The sequence below is a fragment of the Alkalilacustris brevis genome, assembly GCF_003350345.1.
GTDB lineage: Bacteria > Pseudomonadota > Alphaproteobacteria > Rhodobacterales > Rhodobacteraceae > Alkalilacustris > Alkalilacustris brevis.
This window is the reverse complement of record NZ_QNVJ01000064.1, coordinates 121196-138464: the sequence shown is the minus strand read 5'-3', so window position 1 is coordinate 138464 and position 17269 is coordinate 121196. Positions and strand designations below refer to the sequence as shown.

At 65.2% G+C, this 17269-nt stretch carries 17 protein-coding genes and 1 tRNA gene; 10 read left to right on the top strand and 8 right to left on the bottom strand.

Annotated elements, in window-relative coordinates; all coding sequences use genetic code 11:
- Window positions 1-33: 33 nt before the first annotated feature.
- From DQ229_RS10180 to DQ229_RS10170, 3 genes are all read left to right on the top strand, one after another.
- Window positions 34-543 carry a DUF3833 domain-containing protein gene (locus DQ229_RS10180; protein ID WP_114966322.1) on the top strand — a complete coding sequence of 170 codons (510 nt, stop codon included), beginning with the start codon at window positions 34-36 and terminating at the stop codon, window positions 541-543.
- The gene (locus tag DQ229_RS10175; protein ID WP_114966153.1) at window positions 540-1280 is read left to right on the top strand and encodes an SDR family NAD(P)-dependent oxidoreductase; all 741 of its coding nucleotides are present in this window, start codon (window positions 540-542) and stop codon (window positions 1278-1280) included. The genes DQ229_RS10180 and DQ229_RS10175 overlap by 4 nt, the downstream gene beginning before the upstream one ends.
- Window positions 1281-1379: 99 nt before the next feature.
- Window positions 1380-1697: a DUF3775 domain-containing protein gene (locus tag DQ229_RS10170; RefSeq protein ID WP_114966152.1), complete on the top strand. Its 318-nt coding sequence runs from the start codon at window positions 1380-1382 to the stop codon at window positions 1695-1697.
- A gap of 104 nt (window positions 1698-1801) precedes the next feature.
- Here DQ229_RS10170 and ykgO read toward each other — a convergent pair whose 3' ends face one another.
- Together ykgO and DQ229_RS10160 are read right to left on the bottom strand one after the other, a co-directional pair.
- Entirely contained in the window at window positions 1802-1927 is a 126-nt protein-coding gene (gene ykgO, locus DQ229_RS10165; protein WP_114966321.1) for a type B 50S ribosomal protein L36, read from the bottom strand.
- A gap of 72 nt (window positions 1928-1999) precedes the next feature.
- A tRNA-Val gene (locus DQ229_RS10160) sits at window positions 2000-2074 on the bottom strand.
- A gap of 151 nt (window positions 2075-2225) precedes the next feature.
- Here DQ229_RS10160 and DQ229_RS10155 point away from each other — a divergent pair.
- A complete protein-coding gene (locus DQ229_RS10155) occupies window positions 2226-3089 on the top strand; it encodes an N-formylglutamate amidohydrolase (protein WP_114966151.1) in 864 nt (287 codons plus the stop codon).
- A gap of 7 nt (window positions 3090-3096) precedes the next feature.
- Here the strand turns inward: DQ229_RS10155 and DQ229_RS10150 are convergent, their stop codons facing one another.
- The 3 genes from DQ229_RS10150 to DQ229_RS10140 form a co-directional block, all read right to left on the bottom strand.
- Window positions 3097-4362 carry a DNA polymerase IV gene (locus DQ229_RS10150; RefSeq protein WP_114966150.1) on the bottom strand — a complete coding sequence of 422 codons (1266 nt, stop codon included), beginning with the start codon at window positions 4360-4362 and terminating at the stop codon, window positions 3097-3099.
- 42 nt (window positions 4363-4404) lie between these two features.
- Window positions 4405-7674, bottom strand: coding sequence for a carbamoyl-phosphate synthase large subunit (carB, locus tag DQ229_RS10145; RefSeq protein ID WP_114966149.1), 3270 nt, complete (start codon window positions 7672-7674; stop codon window positions 4405-4407).
- A gap of 116 nt (window positions 7675-7790) precedes the next feature.
- Window positions 7791-9023 carry an SAM-dependent methyltransferase gene (locus tag DQ229_RS10140; RefSeq protein ID WP_114966148.1) on the bottom strand — a complete coding sequence of 411 codons (1233 nt, stop codon included), beginning with the start codon at window positions 9021-9023 and terminating at the stop codon, window positions 7791-7793.
- Window positions 9024-9222: 199 nt separating this feature from the next.
- Here DQ229_RS10140 and aspS point away from each other — a divergent pair, with 199 nt between their 5' ends.
- Window positions 9223-11001, top strand: coding sequence for an aspartate--tRNA ligase (aspS, locus tag DQ229_RS10135; RefSeq protein WP_114966147.1), 1779 nt, complete (start codon window positions 9223-9225; stop codon window positions 10999-11001).
- 24 nt (window positions 11002-11025) lie between these two features.
- On the opposite strand, the gene DQ229_RS10130 is transcribed toward aspS, so the two are convergent.
- Together DQ229_RS10130 and fliK are read right to left on the bottom strand one after the other, a co-directional pair.
- Window positions 11026-11673: a flagellar hook capping FlgD N-terminal domain-containing protein gene (locus tag DQ229_RS10130; RefSeq protein WP_162300828.1), complete on the bottom strand. Its 648-nt coding sequence runs from the start codon at window positions 11671-11673 to the stop codon at window positions 11026-11028.
- 13 nt (window positions 11674-11686) lie between these two features.
- The gene (gene fliK / locus DQ229_RS16515; RefSeq protein WP_162300827.1) at window positions 11687-12091 is read right to left on the bottom strand and encodes a flagellar hook-length control protein FliK; all 405 of its coding nucleotides are present in this window, start codon (window positions 12089-12091) and stop codon (window positions 11687-11689) included.
- Between the two features lie 1322 nt (window positions 12092-13413).
- Between fliK and DQ229_RS10120 the strand changes: the two genes are divergently transcribed.
- Window positions 13414-13746 carry a rod-binding protein gene (locus DQ229_RS10120; RefSeq protein ID WP_238381026.1) on the top strand — a complete coding sequence of 111 codons (333 nt, stop codon included), beginning with the start codon at window positions 13414-13416 and terminating at the stop codon, window positions 13744-13746.
- Window positions 13733-14086: a hypothetical protein gene (locus DQ229_RS10115; protein WP_114966144.1), complete on the top strand. Its 354-nt coding sequence runs from the start codon at window positions 13733-13735 to the stop codon at window positions 14084-14086. The genes DQ229_RS10120 and DQ229_RS10115 overlap by 14 nt, the downstream gene beginning before the upstream one ends.
- A gap of 34 nt (window positions 14087-14120) precedes the next feature.
- Here the strand turns inward: DQ229_RS10115 and DQ229_RS16510 are convergent, their stop codons facing one another.
- Entirely contained in the window at window positions 14121-14393 is a 273-nt protein-coding gene (locus DQ229_RS16510; protein ID WP_162300826.1) for a hypothetical protein, read from the bottom strand.
- A 20-nt stretch (window positions 14394-14413) separates the two neighbouring features.
- On the opposite strand from DQ229_RS16510, the gene DQ229_RS10110 reads away from it, so the two are divergent.
- Genes DQ229_RS10110 through DQ229_RS10100 form a run of 3 tightly spaced genes read left to right on the top strand, consistent with a single transcriptional unit; the run spans window position 14414 to window position 17240 of the window.
- The gene (locus tag DQ229_RS10110; RefSeq protein WP_114966143.1) at window positions 14414-14899 is read left to right on the top strand and encodes a putative pterin-binding protein; all 486 of its coding nucleotides are present in this window, start codon (window positions 14414-14416) and stop codon (window positions 14897-14899) included.
- Complete coding sequence (locus tag DQ229_RS10105) at window positions 14896-16275, top strand: sensor histidine kinase (protein WP_114966142.1); 1380 nt, start codon at window positions 14896-14898, stop codon at window positions 16273-16275. The genes DQ229_RS10110 and DQ229_RS10105 overlap by 4 nt, the downstream gene beginning before the upstream one ends.
- A complete protein-coding gene (locus DQ229_RS10100) occupies window positions 16272-17240 on the top strand; it encodes a response regulator (RefSeq protein ID WP_114966141.1) in 969 nt (322 codons plus the stop codon). Before DQ229_RS10105 ends, DQ229_RS10100 begins: the two co-directional genes overlap by 4 nt.
- The last annotated feature ends 29 nt before the right edge of the window (window positions 17241-17269 follow it).

The window sequence follows — 17269 nt, the reverse complement described above, 5'->3', positions numbered from 1 at the left end:
ATCCTGACTGGCGCTTTGCTGGCGCTGGCGGCGATGATGCTGGCATCTCGCCTTGTTGGTTTCGCTGCGCAGAAGCCGGCTGATTATGCCGGCACCGGCCCGCAGTTCGACCTGCGCAAGCATCTTTCCGGCCCGCTGCTATGCGAAGGCGTGATCTATGGCCCGACCGGCCGTGTCGTGTCGCGATTCGTGGCCGACATGGAGGGGCGCTGGGAAGGCAACCGCGGCGTTCTGACCGAGGATTTTCGCTATGACAGCGGTGCGACACAACAGCGCGAGTGGCGCCTGACCCTGGGCAATGACGGCAACCTCAGTGCCGAGGCCGACGATATCGTGGGTACCGGCACCGGCCAGCAACAGGGCAGTGCGATGCGGTTGCAATACCGAATCCGGCTGCCCGAAAGCGCGGGGGGGCATGTACTCGACACGACTGACTGGATGTATCTTGCCGCGAACGAAACCGTGGTCAATCGTAGCCAGTTTCGCAAATACGGGATAAGGGTTGCGGAACTTGTGGCGACGGTGAGGAAGAAGGAATCGTGAGAGACTGGCAAGGCAAACGCTACTGGCTGGTTGGGGCAAGCGAGGGGCTGGGCCGCGCCCTTGCCGATGTGATGAGCCGTGCCGGGATCGAACTGATTCTGAGCGCCCGCAACGAGGAACGCCTGCAAAGCCTGGCTCAGGATCTGCCCGGCAAGACAAGCTGCCTGCCGGTCGATGTGCGCGACGCCAAATCGGTTCAGGCTGCGGTGGAGCGCGTGGGGGAAATCGACGGGCTGATCTATCTTGCGGGCACCTACTGGCCATTTTCGGCGCAGGACTGGAACGCAGAGCAGGCCGAGGTCATGGCGGATGTCAACTTTACCGGCGCGGTGCGGGTGATAGGTGCGGCGATGCCGGGCCTGTTGGAGCGCGGCGCGGGGCATATCGTGCTGGTCGGGTCGCTTTCCGGGTTCCGGGGGCTGCCCGGCTCGATCGGTTACAGTTCTTCCAAGGCGGGGCTGATGCACCTGGCGGAATCCATGCATGCGGACCTGCGCGGTAGTGGCATCATGGTGCAACTGGCCAATCCCGGCTTCGTCCGGACAAGGCTGACCGCGAAGAACGATTTCGCGATGCCCTTCCTGATGGAGCCGGAAGACGCCGCGATGCGGATTTTCGAACACATGAACACCGATGCCTTCAAGCGCAGCTTCCCGCTGCTTTTCGCGCTCTTTTTCCGGCTGTCCCAGTTTCTGCCCGACTGGTTGTATTACCGCATCTTTTCCCCGCGCGGCTGAGACCTGCATATATGTGACCGGGTGGCGGATTCCTGCGGAAAGGCTTGCAAGGAATCTGTGTCGGGGTGACACTGATGCGGTAGGTTACGGGAGGCCGCCATGCTTGAGATCAGCCCCAACAAGGTCGTCCATATCATCTTTCAGGCGCGTGAAGGGGATTGGGGCGCTGCTGAGGTGCGCGCATTCATCGATGCGCTGAACGAGGAAGAAAAGACCAGCCTTGTCGCGCTGGCCTGGATTGGGCGCGGTGCATTCGAGCCTGAGGATTTCGCCGATGCCCTGGCAACCGCGCAGTCCGAGGCCACGACACCCACCGTCGATTACCTGATGGGAATGCCTCACCTGGCAGAAAACCTGGAAGCAGGGCTCGAGGCGATGGGTGTCGATGTCACCGGTGCGGAAGAGGATTTTCTCTGATACCGGGCGCGCTGTGCTGTCGCGACGACCTGCCCTGATGCGCAGCACGAAACGGGCCGCCGGAATGTATCCGGCGACCCGCTGCCATTTGTCTTGTTACGGCTTCAGCCCTGGCGGGCTTTGAACTTGCGCTGCGTCTTGTTGATCACATAGACGCGGCCCTTGCGGCGCACGATCTGGCAGTCGCGATGGCGCTGCTTGAGCGAGCGGAGCGAGTTGCGGACCTTCATGGCCTTCTCCATCTCTGCGGCGCGCGTGCGCCCCTGAAATCCGATGCCCCCGGAGCGTCCGGCGGCGGTGAATGGTGGGCACGACTGGGATCGAACCAGTGACCCCTACGATGTCAACGTAGTGCTCTACCGCTGAGCTACGCGCCCCTGACGACGGGTATGCGCGGATCACGAAGAGGCGTGAACCCGGCAAAGCCGTGTCGGCTGCAGGGGTCTATAAAAGGAGTCGCCGCAGGCTTCAAGGGCTTTTGGAAGATGAAGGAAACACACTATAAACAGGGTAGACAAGGAAACCCGAATGCATCAGCCCCCGTATCATCTGCACCTTCCCGAATGCCGCAGTTCAAGCCTGATCTTTGCGTCGCCTCATAGCGGCAGCGATTATGCCCCCGAGTTTCTGGAGCGCGCGGTGCTTGGCCCGCTGGCGATGCGTTCCTCCGAAGATGCCTTTGTCGACCAGCTGGTTGGCACGGCGCCGAAATACGGGGTGCCGTTGCTGGCGGCGCGGGTGCCGCGGGCATATGTCGATCTCAATCGCGGCCGTGACGAACTGGACCCGGCCCTGATCGAGGGGGTTCGCATCCCGCTTCCCAATCTGCGCGTGGCCTCGGGGCTGGGGGTGATTCCGCGCGTGGTCTCGAACGGGCGTGCGATCTATCGCGGCAAGCTGCCCCTGTCCGAGGCCGAGAGGCGTTTGCGTCAGGTCTGGGATCCCTATCATGCCTGTCTTCGCGGGCTGATCGACGATCACCTTGCCCGTTTCGGCGAAGCGGTCGTGATTGACTGGCACTCGATGCCCCATGACGCGATTCAGGGGGCGGCGCGCGGGGCGGGCAAGTGCCCCGACGTGGTGCTGGGCGACCGGCACGGGGCTTCAGCCTCAGGGGAGGTGGTCGCGCGGGTCGAGGCCGCGCTTGGCGCCGCAGGGCTGCGCGTGGCCCGCAACGCGCCCTTCGCCGGTGTCTTCGTGGCCGAGCATTACGGCCGCCCGTTGCGGGGGGTGCATGTCGTCCAGATCGAGATTGACCGCGCGCTTTACATGGATGAACGCAACGTGCACCCGCGCGCCGATTTCACGCAGTTCCAGCAGCTAATGAACGGCGTGATCGCGGCGATTGCCGGGCAGGAACAGGCTGGCGAGCAAACGCTGGCCGCCGAATAGGGGCGTGCTACCGCAGCGCCCGGCCCTTGATGATCGCATCCGGGCCGAAACGCGCGCGGATCGCGTCGGTCGCGCGCTCGGCCCTGGCGCGGCGGGCGGCGTTCGGGTCTAGCAGGTCAACCGTCAGGTCGGCGCCTTCGGCGGCACCGAGGTCGCTCAACCCGACGCCGATCAGCCGGAAAGGCCCGCTTTGCCCGCTTTGGCTGAGCAGCCCGCGCGCGCTGCGATAGAGCGTTTCGGCCAGTTGCGTGGGCTCGCGCAGGCTGCTGCGGCGGGTGATCAGCCGGTGGCTGGCATGTTTGAGCTTGAGCGTCACCACCCGCCCTGCGCGGCCCGTGGCCTTGGCGCGGTCGGCCACTTTTTCGGAAAGTCGCCAGATATGGCCATCGAGGAGGTCGGGATCGGCGGTATCCTCATGGAAGGTGGTTTCGTTCGAGATTGACTTTACCGGTGCATCGCGGGCGACGCGCCGCCTGTCTTCGCCCTGCGCCAGTTGCCACAGCCGTGCGCCCGCCTGCCCGAAACGCGCCTGAAGCGCGGCGCTGTCCCAGCGTCGCAGGTCGGAGATTCGGTGAATGCCCGCCTCTTGCAGGCTGGCCTGGGTGGCCGCCCCGACGCCCCAGATGATGCTCACCGGTTTGTCAAGCAAGAACGCCTGTGTCTCGGCCTGACCGATGACCGAGAACCCGCGCGGCTTGTTCATGTCAGAGGCGATCTTGGCCAGAAACTTGTTATGCGCCAGTCCGATGGAGATGGTCAGTCCCAACTCCTGCTCTATCCGGCGGGCCAGCCGCGCCATAAGCAGCGCCGGGGGCGCGCCGTGCAGTCTTTCGGTTCCTGAAAGGTCTAGAAACGCCTCGTCCAGCGAAAGCGGCTCGATCGCGGGGGTGAGGGCCTCCATCATCGCGCGGATCTCGGCCGAGGCGGTCGCATAGGCGGCTGGCCGGGGCTTTATTACCACGGCCTCGGGGCAGAGCCTGAGCGCCTGAAACATCGGCATCGCCGAGCGCACGCCATCGATGCGCGCGATATAGCAGGCGGTCGAAACCACCCCGCGCCGCCCGCCGCCCACGATGACGGGGCGGTCGCGCAACTCGGGCGCGTCGCGCTTTTCGACACTGGCATAGAAGGCATCGCAATCCATGTGGGCGATGCGCAGCGAAAACAGCTCGGGATGCGCCAGCACGCGCGGCGAGCCGCAGGCCGAGCAACGTCGCGCAGGGCGTGTCACCTCAAGGCAGTCGCGGCACAGGGCAGTCGGAACGGCGTGCATCCTCGCATGATACCACAAGGCGTGCCCCGCGTGGCAGGCGGATCAGACCTCTTGCAGGGCGATCACGGAAAATTCCCCCTCGCGCCGGGCTTGCATGGCCTGTGCTGCGGCGTGGCTGGCAGCGGCGGTGGTGAAATAGGGGATCTTTTCATAAAGCGCGACCGAGCGGATGTCGCGGCTGTCCTCGACCGCCTGCGCGCCCTCGGTGGTGTTCATCACCAGCGCGATATCACCATTCTTGAGCTGATCGACGATGTTGGGCCGCCCCTCGTAGACCTTGTTGACTGTCTCGCACTCCACACCGGCCTTTTGCAGGAAGGCCGCCGTGCCGCGTGTGGCGACGATGGTCAGGCCAAGCTCGCACAGGATTTGTGCGGTTTCGACCATCTGCGCGGTCTTGTCGGTATCGCGGATCGAGATGAACACCCGGCCCTCATGCGGCAGGTTCACGCCCGCGCCAAGCTGCGCCTTGAGGAAGGCGCGCGGGAAGGAAGTGTCGCGGCCCATCACCTCGCCGGTGGAGCGCATCTCGGGGCCAAGCAGGGTATCGACACCGGGGAAGCGGGCAAAGGGCAGCACGGCCTCCTTGACCGAGAAATAGGGCGTCTCGGCCGGGCGCAGCTCGAACTGCGAAAGCTTTTCGCCCGCCATCAGCCGCGCGGCGATCGAGGCGATGGGCGAATTCACCGCCTTGGCCACGAAAGGCACGGTGCGCGAGGCGCGCGGATTGACCTCCAGCACGTAGATTTCGCCGTCCTTGATGGCGAACTGCACGTTCATCAGCCCCACCACATTGAGCCCCAGCGCCATCGCGCGGGTCTGGACCTTCAGCTCGGCCACGGTGGCGGCGTCCAGCGAATAGGGCGGCAGCGAACAGGCGCTGTCGCCCGAGTGCACGCCGGCCTCCTCGATATGCTGCATCACCCCGGCCACATGCACATCCGTGCCGTCGCACAGCGCATCGACATCGACCTCGATGGCGCCCGAGAGGTAGCTGTCAAGCAGCACGGGCGAGGTGCCGGAGACCACCACCGCCTCGTTGATGTAGCGCTCAAGATGGGCATCGTCGCGCACGATCTCCATCGCGCGGCCGCCCAGCACATAGGACGGGCGGATCACCAGCGGGTAGCCCACATCGGCGGCGATACGGAAGGCTTCGGCCTGGGAATGGGCGATGCCGTTGACCGGCTGCTTGAGCCCCAGCCTGCCGAGCAGGGCCTGAAAACGCTCGCGATCCTCGGCCAGGTCGATAGCGTCGGGGGTGGTGCCCAGGATCGGGATGCCCTCGGCCTCAAGCGCGCGGGCGAGTTTCAGCGGCGTCTGCCCGCCGAATTGCACGATAACACCATGTAGCGTGCCGTTCGATTGCTCCACCGCCAGGATTTCCAGCACATGCTCCAGCGTCAGCGGCTCGAAATACAGCCTGTCGGACGTGTCGTAGTCAGTTGAGACCGTCTCGGGGTTGCAGTTGACCATGATCGTCTCGTAGCCCGCCTCGGTCAGCGAGAAACAGGCGTGACAGCAGCAATAATCGAACTCGATCCCCTGGCCGATCCGGTTGGGGCCACCGCCGAGGATCACCACCTTCTTGCGGTTGCTGGGGCGGGCCTCGCATTCGGCATCGCCAAGCACCGGGTGCTCATAGGTGGAATACATGTAAGGGGTCTGCGCCTCGAACTCGGCGGCACAGGTGTCGATGCGTTTGAATACCGGGTGAACCCCCAGATTGCGCCGCGCCCGGCGGATCTGCGCCTCGTCGCGGCCGGTCAGCGTGGCAAGCCGCGCGTCGGTGAAACCCATCATCTTGAGCGCGCGCAGCCCCTGTTCATCCAGCGGCAGGCCGTTCTTGCGCACGGTTTCCTCAGTCTCGACGATTTCGCGGATACGGGCGATGAACCAGGGATCATAGGCCGTGGCGGCCTGAATCTCGTCATCCGTGAGGCCGTGTCGCATGGCCTGGGCGATCAGCCGCATCCGGTCGGGAGTGCGCGCCGACAGGGCCTTGATCACCGCCGATTTCTCGGGCGCGCCCTCGATCGCGATCTCGTCGAAGCCATCAAGCCCCGTTTCCATCGAGGCGAGCGCCTTTTGCAGCGATTCATGGATGGTGCGGCCAATCGACATGGCCTCGCCCACCGATTTCATGGCGGTGGTCAACTCGGGCTTGGAGCCGGGGAATTTCTCAAACGCGAAACGCGGGATCTTGGTGACGACATAGTCGATGGTCGGCTCGAAGCTGGCCGGCGTGACCTTGGTGATGTCGTTGTCCAGCTCGTCGAGCGTATAGCCCACGGCCAGTTTTGCGGCGATCTTGGCGATGGGAAAGCCCGTGGCCTTGGAGGCCAGCGCCGACGAGCGCGAAACCCGCGGGTTCATCTCGATCACCACCATGCGCCCGGTATCCGGATCGACCGCCCATTGCACGTTCGAGCCACCGGTCTCTACCCCGATCTCGCGCAGCACGGCGATCGAGGCCGAGCGCATCATCTGGTATTCCTTGTCGGTCAGCGTGAGGGCTGGCGCCACGGTGATCGAATCGCCCGTATGCACCCCCATCGGATCGACGTTCTCGATCGAGCAGATGATGATCGCGTTGTCGGCACGGTCGCGCACGACCTCCATTTCGAATTCCTTCCAGCCCAGAAGGGATTCGTCGACCAGGATCTGCGCCACCGGCGAGGCATCGAGGCCCGCGCGGCAGATGCGTTCGTAATCGTCGCGGTTATAGGCCACGCCGCCGCCGGTTCCGCCCAGGGTGTAGGCCGGACGGATGATGGCGGGCAGGCCGACCACTTCGATGGCGTCCATCGCGCGGGCCACCCCGGTGGCGATATCAAATTTCCCATCTGCACGCTTTGGCGCGGAAACGATGGTGGCGCGTGGGTTTTCCAGGCCAATGCGGTCCATCGCTTCGCGAAACAGCTTTCGGTCTTCGGCCATTTCGATGGCTTCGCGATTGGCGCCGATCAGCTCTACCTTGTACTTTTCCAACACGCCCATGTCGGCCAGCGCCAGCGCGGTGTTCAGCCCGGTCTGCCCGCCCATGGTGGGCAGCAGCGCGTCGGGGCGCTCTTTCTCGATGATGCGGGCGACGGTTTCGGGAGTGATGGGTTCGATATAGGTGGCGTCGGCCAGCCCCGGATCGGTCATGATCGTGGCCGGGTTCGAGTTGACCAGGATCACCCGATACCCTTCCTCGCGCAGCGCCTTGCAGGCCTGGGCGCCGGAATAGTCGAACTCGCATGCCTGCCCGATGATGATGGGCCCGGCGCCGATGATCAGGATAGAGGAGATATCGGTTCGCTTCGGCATGGCAGTCCCCTTCGCGCAAATTGGCGGGGTTATATCCAAGGCCAGCGCAGGCGCAAGCCCTGTCCTTGCCAGACCAGGGCGGGCACAGGGCGGATGGTGGCGCGGGAATGCGGGGCCTACTCGGCGGCGGCTTGCGACATCTGGCTGGTGGGCGCGGCGTAAATGTAATCGCGTGTCAGCGGCACCGCGTCGATCTGCTTTGCAAGCTGGAACTGATAGACGCACTGGCGCCCAAAACGGAAGGCCTGTTCGCAACCGACCAGATAGAAGCGCCACATCCGGCAGAATCGTTCATCGTAAAGCGCGCGCACTTCGTCGATATTGGCCTCGAAACGTTGCTGCCAGTGATGCAGCGTCCGGGCATAGTGCAGCCGCCAGATTTCGATATCGGTGGCCCAGAGGTTTTCCTTTTCGATGGCTTTCAGCACTTCTGACATCGCCGGGGTGTAGCCGCCGGGAAAGATGTATTTGTTCAGCCAGGGGTTGGCGCTGCCCGGCGGCATGTTGCGCCCGATGGTATGAATCAGGGCAACGCCGTCATCGCTGAGCAATGTGCGCAGCTTGCGGAAGTAGGTGCGGTAATGCGGCACGCCCACATGTTCGAACATACCCACCGAAACGATGCGGTCGAATTGCCCCAGGAGGCTGCGGTAATCGGTCAGGCGAAACTCCACCCTGTCTTCCAGCCCGGCCTCGTGCGCCCTTTCGCGGGCCCGCGAAAGCTGCTCCTGCGAAAGCGTGATGCCCAGCACCTTGACGCCATGGTCGCGCGCCAGCGTCAGCGCCATGCCCCCCCAGCCGCAGCCGATATCGAGCACGCGCATGTCCGGCTCCAGCATCAGCTTGGTGGCGATATGGGCCTTCTTATGCGCCTGGGCGGCCTCGAGCGTGTCGTCGGGGTTGCGGAAATAGGCGCAGGAATACTGCCGGTCGGCATCGAGAAACAGATCGTAAAGGTCGCCCGACAGATCGTAATGATGCGCCACGTTGCGCCGCGCGCGGTGGATGGGGTTGAATTGCGCGGCGATGCGCAGCCAGTTGCGTGCGGCGACCAGCGTCCGCTGCCAGGGTGCGCCATGGCCTGAAACCATGTTGCGCAGGGCCAGTTCGATCAGCGCGTGAAGATCGTCGTCGTCGATGGTCAGGGTGCCGTCCATATAGGCCTCGCCCACGACCAGCTCGACATTGCTGACCAGCCTGCGTGGCAGGCCTTCGTCGTGCAGGCGCACAGCGACCTCGGGCGGCGACCCGTCGCCGTGATGCAGCACGGTCCCATCGGGCATGTGCAGGATTAGCGTGCCCGTACGCACGAATCTGCCCAGCATGTAATCCAGAAGCTTGTCCCACATGGGCTATCCCCCTGCGACAAGGCACCACCGGGGCCGTCCGCCCCGGTGGCAAGAACTCGCGTAAACGTGAGATTACCCGAAATCGCTTTCTGCGCAAACCCATCCGGATTGCGGCTGCCGCCGCGCGCGGGCTTGACTTCCCGCGCTCCAGAAGGTGTATCGGCGCGAACCGCAAACTGCCGTCTCAGGGGAAAGCGCCATGCACGTCTATCGCAGCCATACCTGCGCGGAACTCGACAAATCCCATGTTGGTCAGGCCGTGCGCCTGTCGGGCTGGGTCCATCGGGTGCGCGATCATGGCGGGATCCTCTTTATCGACCTGCGCGATCATTACGGCATCACCCAGGTGCTGGCCGACCCGGACAGCCCGGTCTTTGCCCAGGTCGAAAAGGTGCGTGCCGAATGGGTGATCCGCATCGACGGTGAGGTGAAGGCCCGCGATGCCGACCTGGTCAATGCCAAGCTGCCCACCGGCGAGATCGAGGTCTATGTCCGTGACATCACTGTCCTCGGCCCGGCCGAAGAGCTGCCGCTGCCCGTGTTCGGCGAGCCGGACTATCCCGAGGATACCCGCCTGACCTATCGTTTCCTCGATCTGCGGCGCGAGGGGTTGCATAATAACATGGTGCTGCGCTCGAACGTGGTGCGCAGCTTCCGCCAGCGGATGTGGGCGGCCGAGTTTAACGAATTCCAGACGCCGATCATCACCGCCTCCAGCCCCGAGGGCGCGCGCGATTTCCTGGTGCCCTCGCGGCTGCATCCGGGCAAGTTCTATGCGCTGCCGCAGGCGCCGCAGCAGTTCAAGCAGCTGATCATGGTGTCGGGGTTTGACAAGTATTTCCAGATAGCGCCCTGTTTTCGCGACGAAGACCCCCGCGCCGACCGCTCGCCCACCGATTTCTATCAGCTTGACGTGGAGATGAGCTTTGTCGAGCAGGAGGATGTCTTTGCCGCCATCCAGCCGGTAATCCAGGGTGTGTTCGAGGAATTCGGCGGCGGCCGCCGCGTCGATGCCGACTGGCCGCGCATCCCCTTTGCCGAGGCCTTGCTGAAATACGGCACCGACAAGCCCGACCTGCGCAACCCGATCGAGATGCAGGTGGTGAGCGAGCATTTCCGCGGCTCTGGCTTTGGCATCTTTGCCAAGCTGCTTGAGAATGAAGGCACCGAAATCCGCGCCATTCCCGCGCCCACGGGCGGCAGCCGCGCCTTCTGCGACCGGATGAACGCCTTTGCCCAGAAAGAGGGTCTGCCGGGGATGGGGTATATCTTCTGGCGGGAGGAAGGCGGCGAAACCGTCGGCGCCGGCCCAATTGCCAAGAATATCGGTCCCGAGCGGACCGAGGCGATCCGCCAGCAGCTTGGCCTCAAGGCGGGTGATGCGGCCTTCTTCCTTGGCGGCAAGCCCGAAAGCTTCGAGGCCGTCGCTGCCAAGGCCCGTACCGAGATCGGGCGCGAGTTGAAGCTGACCGATGAAGACCGCTTCGCCTTTGCCTGGATCGTCGATTTCCCGATGTATGAGAAAGACGCCGAGACCGGCGCCATCGACTTTTCGCACAACCCCTTCTCGATGCCGCAGGGCGGGATGGAGGCGCTGGAGGGCGATCCGCTCAAGGTGCTGGGCTATCAGTACGATCTGACCTGCAACGGATACGAGATCCTTTCCGGCGCTATCCGCAACCACCGCCCCGAGATCATGTTCAAGGCCTTCGAGATCGCCGGCTATCCGCATGACGAAGTCGAAAAGCGCTTCGGTGGCATGGTGAAGGCTTTCCGCTATGGTGCGCCGCCCCACGGCGGTTGCGCGGCGGGCATCGACCGGATTGTGATGCTGCTGGCCGATGAGGTGAACATCCGCGAGGTCATCATGTTCCCGATGACTCAGCGCGCCGAGGATCTGCTGCTGGGCGCCCCCAGCGAGCCCACAAACGAGCAGCTGCGCGAGCTTGGCCTGCGCGTTTTGCCGCGCGAGGGCTGAACGGAAGACGCGCGGGTGCTGCGCTTACGGGGACGGGCGGCGCAGCGCACGCACATCTTCGGTGGCGATCTCGGCGCCGCCGGCAAGCACCAGCACCGTGCCTGACGGGTCGCGCCGTGCCTCGACCACCTGCGCGTAGGTCTCGGCCGGGCTGCTCGACAGGATGTCATCGCCCGCATAGCTGACCAGTTCGAAGCTGTAGGCGCCAAAGGGCAATGGCATCCCGTCTTCGCCCAGCCCCGGCCAACTGTATTGCGTTGCATCGGCAGGCAGGGCGACCGTGTCGACCACCCGCCCCATCGCGTTGCGCACGACCAGTTCGTTATGGTCAGCGGCGCGGGCTGGCGCGAACACCACATCCAGCGGATCACCGGCATACAGCCCGGCAACCGGTGCGCGCACCGAAAGGCCGATCACCCCGGCCAGGTCGGCCACTCCGGCCTGTGCTGCCAGCCCCTCGAGCAGTGTGTTGGTGCGCGCCTGCTGCTCGACCGATGAAAAGGTGGCCAGCTGCACGGCAAAATCCGTCGCCTCCATCGGGTTGAACGGATCCTGGTGCTGCATCTGGGTCGTCAGCATCTTCAGGAATGTGTCGAAATCGGAGTTCAGCGCGGCGGTGTTGCGTGACAGGCCGCCTTGCTGCGCAGCAGGGGCGAGTGCGGTGATGTCCATGAAAACTCTCCTTTCATAGCCTGAGGTCCAGCCCGGCCTCGTGCGCGAGGGTGTGCCGAGTTTCGGCTGGCCGGACGGGGTCGGCAGGCTGGCCGCCCTGTTCGTGGTCGGGCGGGGCGGTGTCATCGGCTGCGCCATGATGCCCCTGCCCAAAGTTGAAACTGAGGCTGCTGAACCCCATGTCGCGCAACTCCTGGGCCAGAAGCTCGATATTTCGGCGCAGCAGGTCGAGCGTTTCGCCACGCTCTGCCAGAATGGTGATGCTCAATGCGCCTTCGGTGCCGCTCATGGTCAGGCGCACACGCCCGAGCTCTTCGGGCGAGAGGGTGATTTCCAGGCCGCCGCCATGCAGGTTTCCGGCGGCCGCGGCGATCTGTAGCGCCGCGGCTCGGCCCGGATCAGGCGAAGGCTGCGGCACGGGGGAAGTTGGGGGGGGCGAAACCGGTTCGACACTGCGCGGGGTGTCGGCAAACGCGGCGGCCAGGGCCTCGGATGGGAGAAGACGCGGCTGCTGCCCGGTAGGAGTTGGCGCATCCTCTGACATGGGGGGCAGCGCGATCGGCGACAACCGGGCCTGTGGCGCGCCTGCTTCGGGCGCAAGGCGCCACTGCCCGCCTCGTGCATTGGCTGTGATCGTTTCGTCCGGTGGCATTTTGCCGGTGTGGTTGCTGCCGGCATTTGCGCCCCCTGGCGCCATGGGCGACGATGTCCGGGCGGCAGAGGGTGGCGGTTGGGCAAAGGCGGCCATGCCGGTCTGGCCGTTTGCAGATTTTCCGGTATGCGTGCTGCCTTCCGCGTTGCCCGCAGGCAAGTGGGACGCAGGTGCCTTGCCGGCGATGGGGGTGTGCGGTGCCGGCCCCCGCGCGTGTTTCGCCCGGTCTGCACGCGTGGGTGCTGCAGGATCGGATCGGGTGAGAGAGGCCGCTGCCGCGCTATCCGGGCTTGCCTGCAGCGCGGCGGCCTGCGGGGCTGCGGCCTTGGGCCCGCGGGGCGCCGCGTCTGGCCGCGCCGCCTGCCGGGGCAGTGGCATGTGCCCGTTGCCTCCAATGGGGGGGGCTACCCGCCCGGCAGACCCTGATTGCGCAGCCTCGGCCGCCGCGCCCGTCTCCCGCGTTGAGCGAGGGCCGTCGCCGCTGCGAGGGGAGAGCGGTTGCTCCGCCATCTTGCCCGGACGGGATGTTGCCCCGTCGCGTCGTGACAGGGGGTCTGCCGTGGCGGCGGTATCGCGCGCGGAAGGGGGCGGAAGGCCGGCGCCCTCAGCCAGCGCAGTTAGCCCCGCCTGTCCGATGGGCCGCGTATTGCGTGCAACCGGGGAGTTTGCCGAATCGGTTTCCATGATGGCGCTGCCAGGCCGCGGGGCAGGGTTCTGGCGGGCGGGCAGTGCAGCACCTGCTTCCACTGTGCCCCGTGCCGCGCCTGCCCAGGCTGGCAGCGAGGGCGCACTGTCGGCGGGCCGCATTGCATCGGTCGTGCCGCCGATGGCCGGGGCGCGGGGCGCGCCCGCATCGTCGTCCGGTGCGTCCAGGATCCGCACGAACGGGGCGTGTTCCCCATCGGCGGGCGGCTCCCCACGGTTGCCGCGCATCGTGGGAGGGGCGCCTGAAGGGGTCGTTGGAACAAGGTCGGGCATTTCACCACGCGTTCTGCCGGTTCTGCCCCATCCTTGGCGCCGTTTCCTTACTGCTTCTTTACCTTGCCGGCGCAGACTTCGGAAAAATGCGTTCAATTGGAGGTATGCGGATGGCTGAGCAGATACTTTCCTTCAACGCGCCGATGGCGCGCACTGCCAGGGCGCACCCGGCGCTGCCGGAATCGGGCGATCATCACGGCGGGGGGGATGCCCCCGCGCGCCGTGCCGCCGCTGCGGCGCTTGAGGCCAGCTTCCTTTCGGTGATGCTGCAAAGTGCGGGGTTCGGGGCTGCCCGCGAATCTTTTGGCGGCGGCGCGGGAGAGGAGCATTTCTCCTCCTTCCTTGTCGCGACCCATGCCGAAGCACTGGTTCAGCGCGGGGGGATCGGCCTGAGTGAGGCCCTGTTTCGCGCCCTGGGGGAACGCGACCATGCCCCGGAGTGAGCCGCCAAGCCCAGTTGATGCGATCAGGCAGCTTCTGCTCGACGAAGCGGCGGCGCTGCGCGACGGGCGGTTCGCCGATCTGTCCCGAATTGCGGCCCGCAAGGAAAGGCTCGCCGATACACTGGCGGCCTTCCCGCTCCCCGCGCCCGAAGTCAGCCGGTTGCGCGCGCTGGCCGAGCGAAACACGGCCCTGACATCTGCGGTCATGGGAGGCATACGCGCGGCGCTGGCGGTGCTGGCCGACGCAAGGGCTGGGGGGCAAAGCTTGCAAACCTATGACGGCCGCGGCGCGCGCCGGCCCCTTGGCAGTGAAAGCGGGCAAACGGTGCGCCGCGCCTGAAACCGGGCGGGGGCAGTGGCAAGCGTGTAGCATGTCACCTGATGATTCCGATCGCCGTGAACCGGCGGTTCGGGGCGTGTCCCTGGTCCGCGGGGCCCACTGGATCGGAGGCATCGATTCCGCCCTGCTCTGCCGAGCGCAGCGCGGCGCTTCTGAATATGCTGTTTTCTCCCTGCTTGAAAAACACCGCGTCTGCGGCATGTGCGGTCCCGCGCCGCGACGCGTTCCGTAAATGCACCGGGCTGATGCAAACGCTGGAACATTTGAGAAGTTTCTGGTTTTTCTTGTTACAAGTCAGGCGTGACATTCAAAACCGGGGAGTTCACCATGAATCGCAGCAGGATCGCCGGGGCCATGACCGGGTTCGCGGTTGCACTTTTCTGCCCTGAGCGCCCCGCGCTGGCCGAGGGCGTGATCCTTTCCATTACCGGCAGGATCGAGGGAGAGTCGGCTCGGTTCACCCGTGCCGAACTCGAAGCTTTCGAACAACACAGTTTGCAGACTTCGACCAGTGTTACCGACGGGGTGCGAGAGTTCGAGGGCTTTCTGATGCGTGATCTGATGGCGGCGGTCGGGGCCACGGGGGACAGTGTGGAGGCGCTGGCCCTCAACGGATACCAGATTGCAATTCCGATAGCAGATTTCGAACGTTTCGATGTGCTCGGTGCGCTGTCGATGGACGGCGCCCGGCTAAGCCCCCGCGACAAGGGGCCGATATGGATCGTTTATCCGCGCGATGCGCATCTCGAACTGGATGACATCCGTTATGACATGCGCTGGGTCTGGCAATTGCAGGCGCTGGACGTCCGATGAGTAGCGCGGATATGCCCATCGTGCCCGACCGGCCGGCACGCTTGTCGCTTTACGGGCCATTTCTGCCACTTCTGCTGGTCTGCCTCGGGCCGCTGGCATTCGCGCTTGCACAGACCTCGGCGCTCGAGCGTGACATGCGCATCGCGGCGACCGAGAACATGCTCTGGGTCGTGACGCAGACACAGATGGAATCGCTGTCGCTTACGGCCGCGGCCGCCGCGTCGGACCAGACCGAAGCGGCGGTCGATCACCGCTACGACATGACGCTTGCACGGCTGAACCTGCTGCAGCAGGGGCCGCAGCAGCGCTATATGCAGAAGCTGGGCTATGCCGACGAGATTGCCGAAATGTCCAGCCGGATGCGGGCGCTCGACCCCCAGATGCATGGCCACGGGCCGGAACAGCACGCCGCCCTTTACCGCGCGGGGGTCGACATGCAGCCCCTGCTCAACCGCATCGCCAACGAGGTGATGACCACCGAGTGGATCGCTGCATCGGAACGCCTGGACGATTATCGCGCGGTGCAACGCATGGTAATCGTTGCGGTGGCATTCGCGTTGCTCGGGGCGCTGGCCATGTCGTGGGTCCTGTTGCGCAATCAGCGCGAACTGCACCGTGCCGAACTGGTGGCCCTGCGCGCCGAACGCCTGCACGCCCTGCTTGAGAAGGAGCGGGGCACTTCGGCCTGGTATCGGGATTTCGCGGCGATGGTGTCGCACCAGATGCGCACACCGCTTACCCTGATCGACAGCGCCATGCACCGGCTCGCCCGCAAGGGCAAGGCCGTGACCGCCGCCGACATCGCCGAGCGGCAGGCGGTGGTGCGCGACGCCGTGGGGCGGCTGACCCGGCTGGTCGATGCCGCATTGCTGGCCGGACGGCTTGATAACGGGCAGCTTGTTGCCGATACCGTTGCCCAGCCCGTGCGGTCGCTGGCGCAGCAGGCCATTGACGAGATGCGCGCGCGCCACCCCGACCGCCGGATCGCGCTTTCCGAGGGCGAAGCGGGGCTTGCCGCCGACTGTGATGCGCTTCTGGTCGGGCATGTTCTGGGCAACCTGTTGTCGAACGCGCTGAAATACAGCGCCGCAGACAGCCCGGTCGAGCTTCGCATCTTTGCGCAGGGCAACCGGGTCGCTCTTGCCGTGACGGATCGCGGTGCCGGCATAGCCCCCGAAGATCAGCCACGCGTGTTTGAACGGTATTACCGTGGTCAGGGGAGCGAGACCGGCACCGGAACAGGACTGGGCCTGGCGCTTGCACATGATCTTGCGCGCTTGCAGGGCGGAGATGTCACCATGGAGACCTGGGTTGGCAAAGGATCGGTCTTCACGCTCTGGCTGCCGCGCGCTGCGTTACGGGAGGAAAATGAATGAACGAGGAAACACGCGCTCCGCTCATCCTGTGCTGCGAAGACGAACCCAGCCTTCGGCGCGACATTGCCGAAGAATTGCGCGAGGCCGGATATCGCGTTTGCGAGGCGGCCGACGGCAGCGAAGCTGTCGCCGCCATGGCGACCTTGCGTCCGGATCTGATTCTTTGTGACATCATGATGCCGGGGCTTGATGGTTACGGCGTTCTGGCCCGCTTCCGGCGCGAGTTTCCGCATCTGGCGCATGTGCCGCTGGTGTTTCTTTCGGCCCTGTCCATGCCCGAGGCGGTGGTGCGGGGCAAACGCGCGGGGGCCGACGATTACCTGATAAAGCCGATCGACTACGACCTGCTGCTTTCGACGATCGAGGCGCGTCTGCGTCAAAGCACGCGCGCGCGGCAGCAAACTGCGCCGGTGGCGCGTATCGGGCGGCATATGCTCGACCATCTTTCGGTCGGGGTGCTGGCCTATGATTCCGCGGGGTCCCTGATTCATGCAAACTCGACCGCCGAGGAGCTGTTGCCGCAAGGCACGAAGGCCGAAGCGACCCTGGCCGAGCCGGTTCGCGGCCTGCTGTTGGCGGCGCAGGAAGGGCGCGAAGAGGTGCAGTCGGTCATGCTGAACTGTGAGGGGCAGAAAACCTGCCTTGCCTTGCTGTTCTCCTGCCCGGCCGCTCCGGGATACGCCGAAGAGGCGCCTGCGGTGCTGGTCTATCTTACCGACCCGTCCCGCCGCAGGCCACTGGCCGCGACCGCGCTCAAGGAGATGTTCGGCCTTACGCCCACCGAGGCGCGTGTCGCACGGCATCTGGCGGTGGGGTTGCGCCCCGACGAGGTTTCGTCCGAGCTTGATGTGTCGCCCACGACCACGGCCTTCCACATGCGCAACATCTTCGGCAAAACTGGCACGCACCGCCAGGCCGACCTCGTGGCGCTGATGCTGTCGTTGCCGGTTCAGGCACGCAGCTGATGCCGATATGCGTCGTCGCGGCGGGCTGG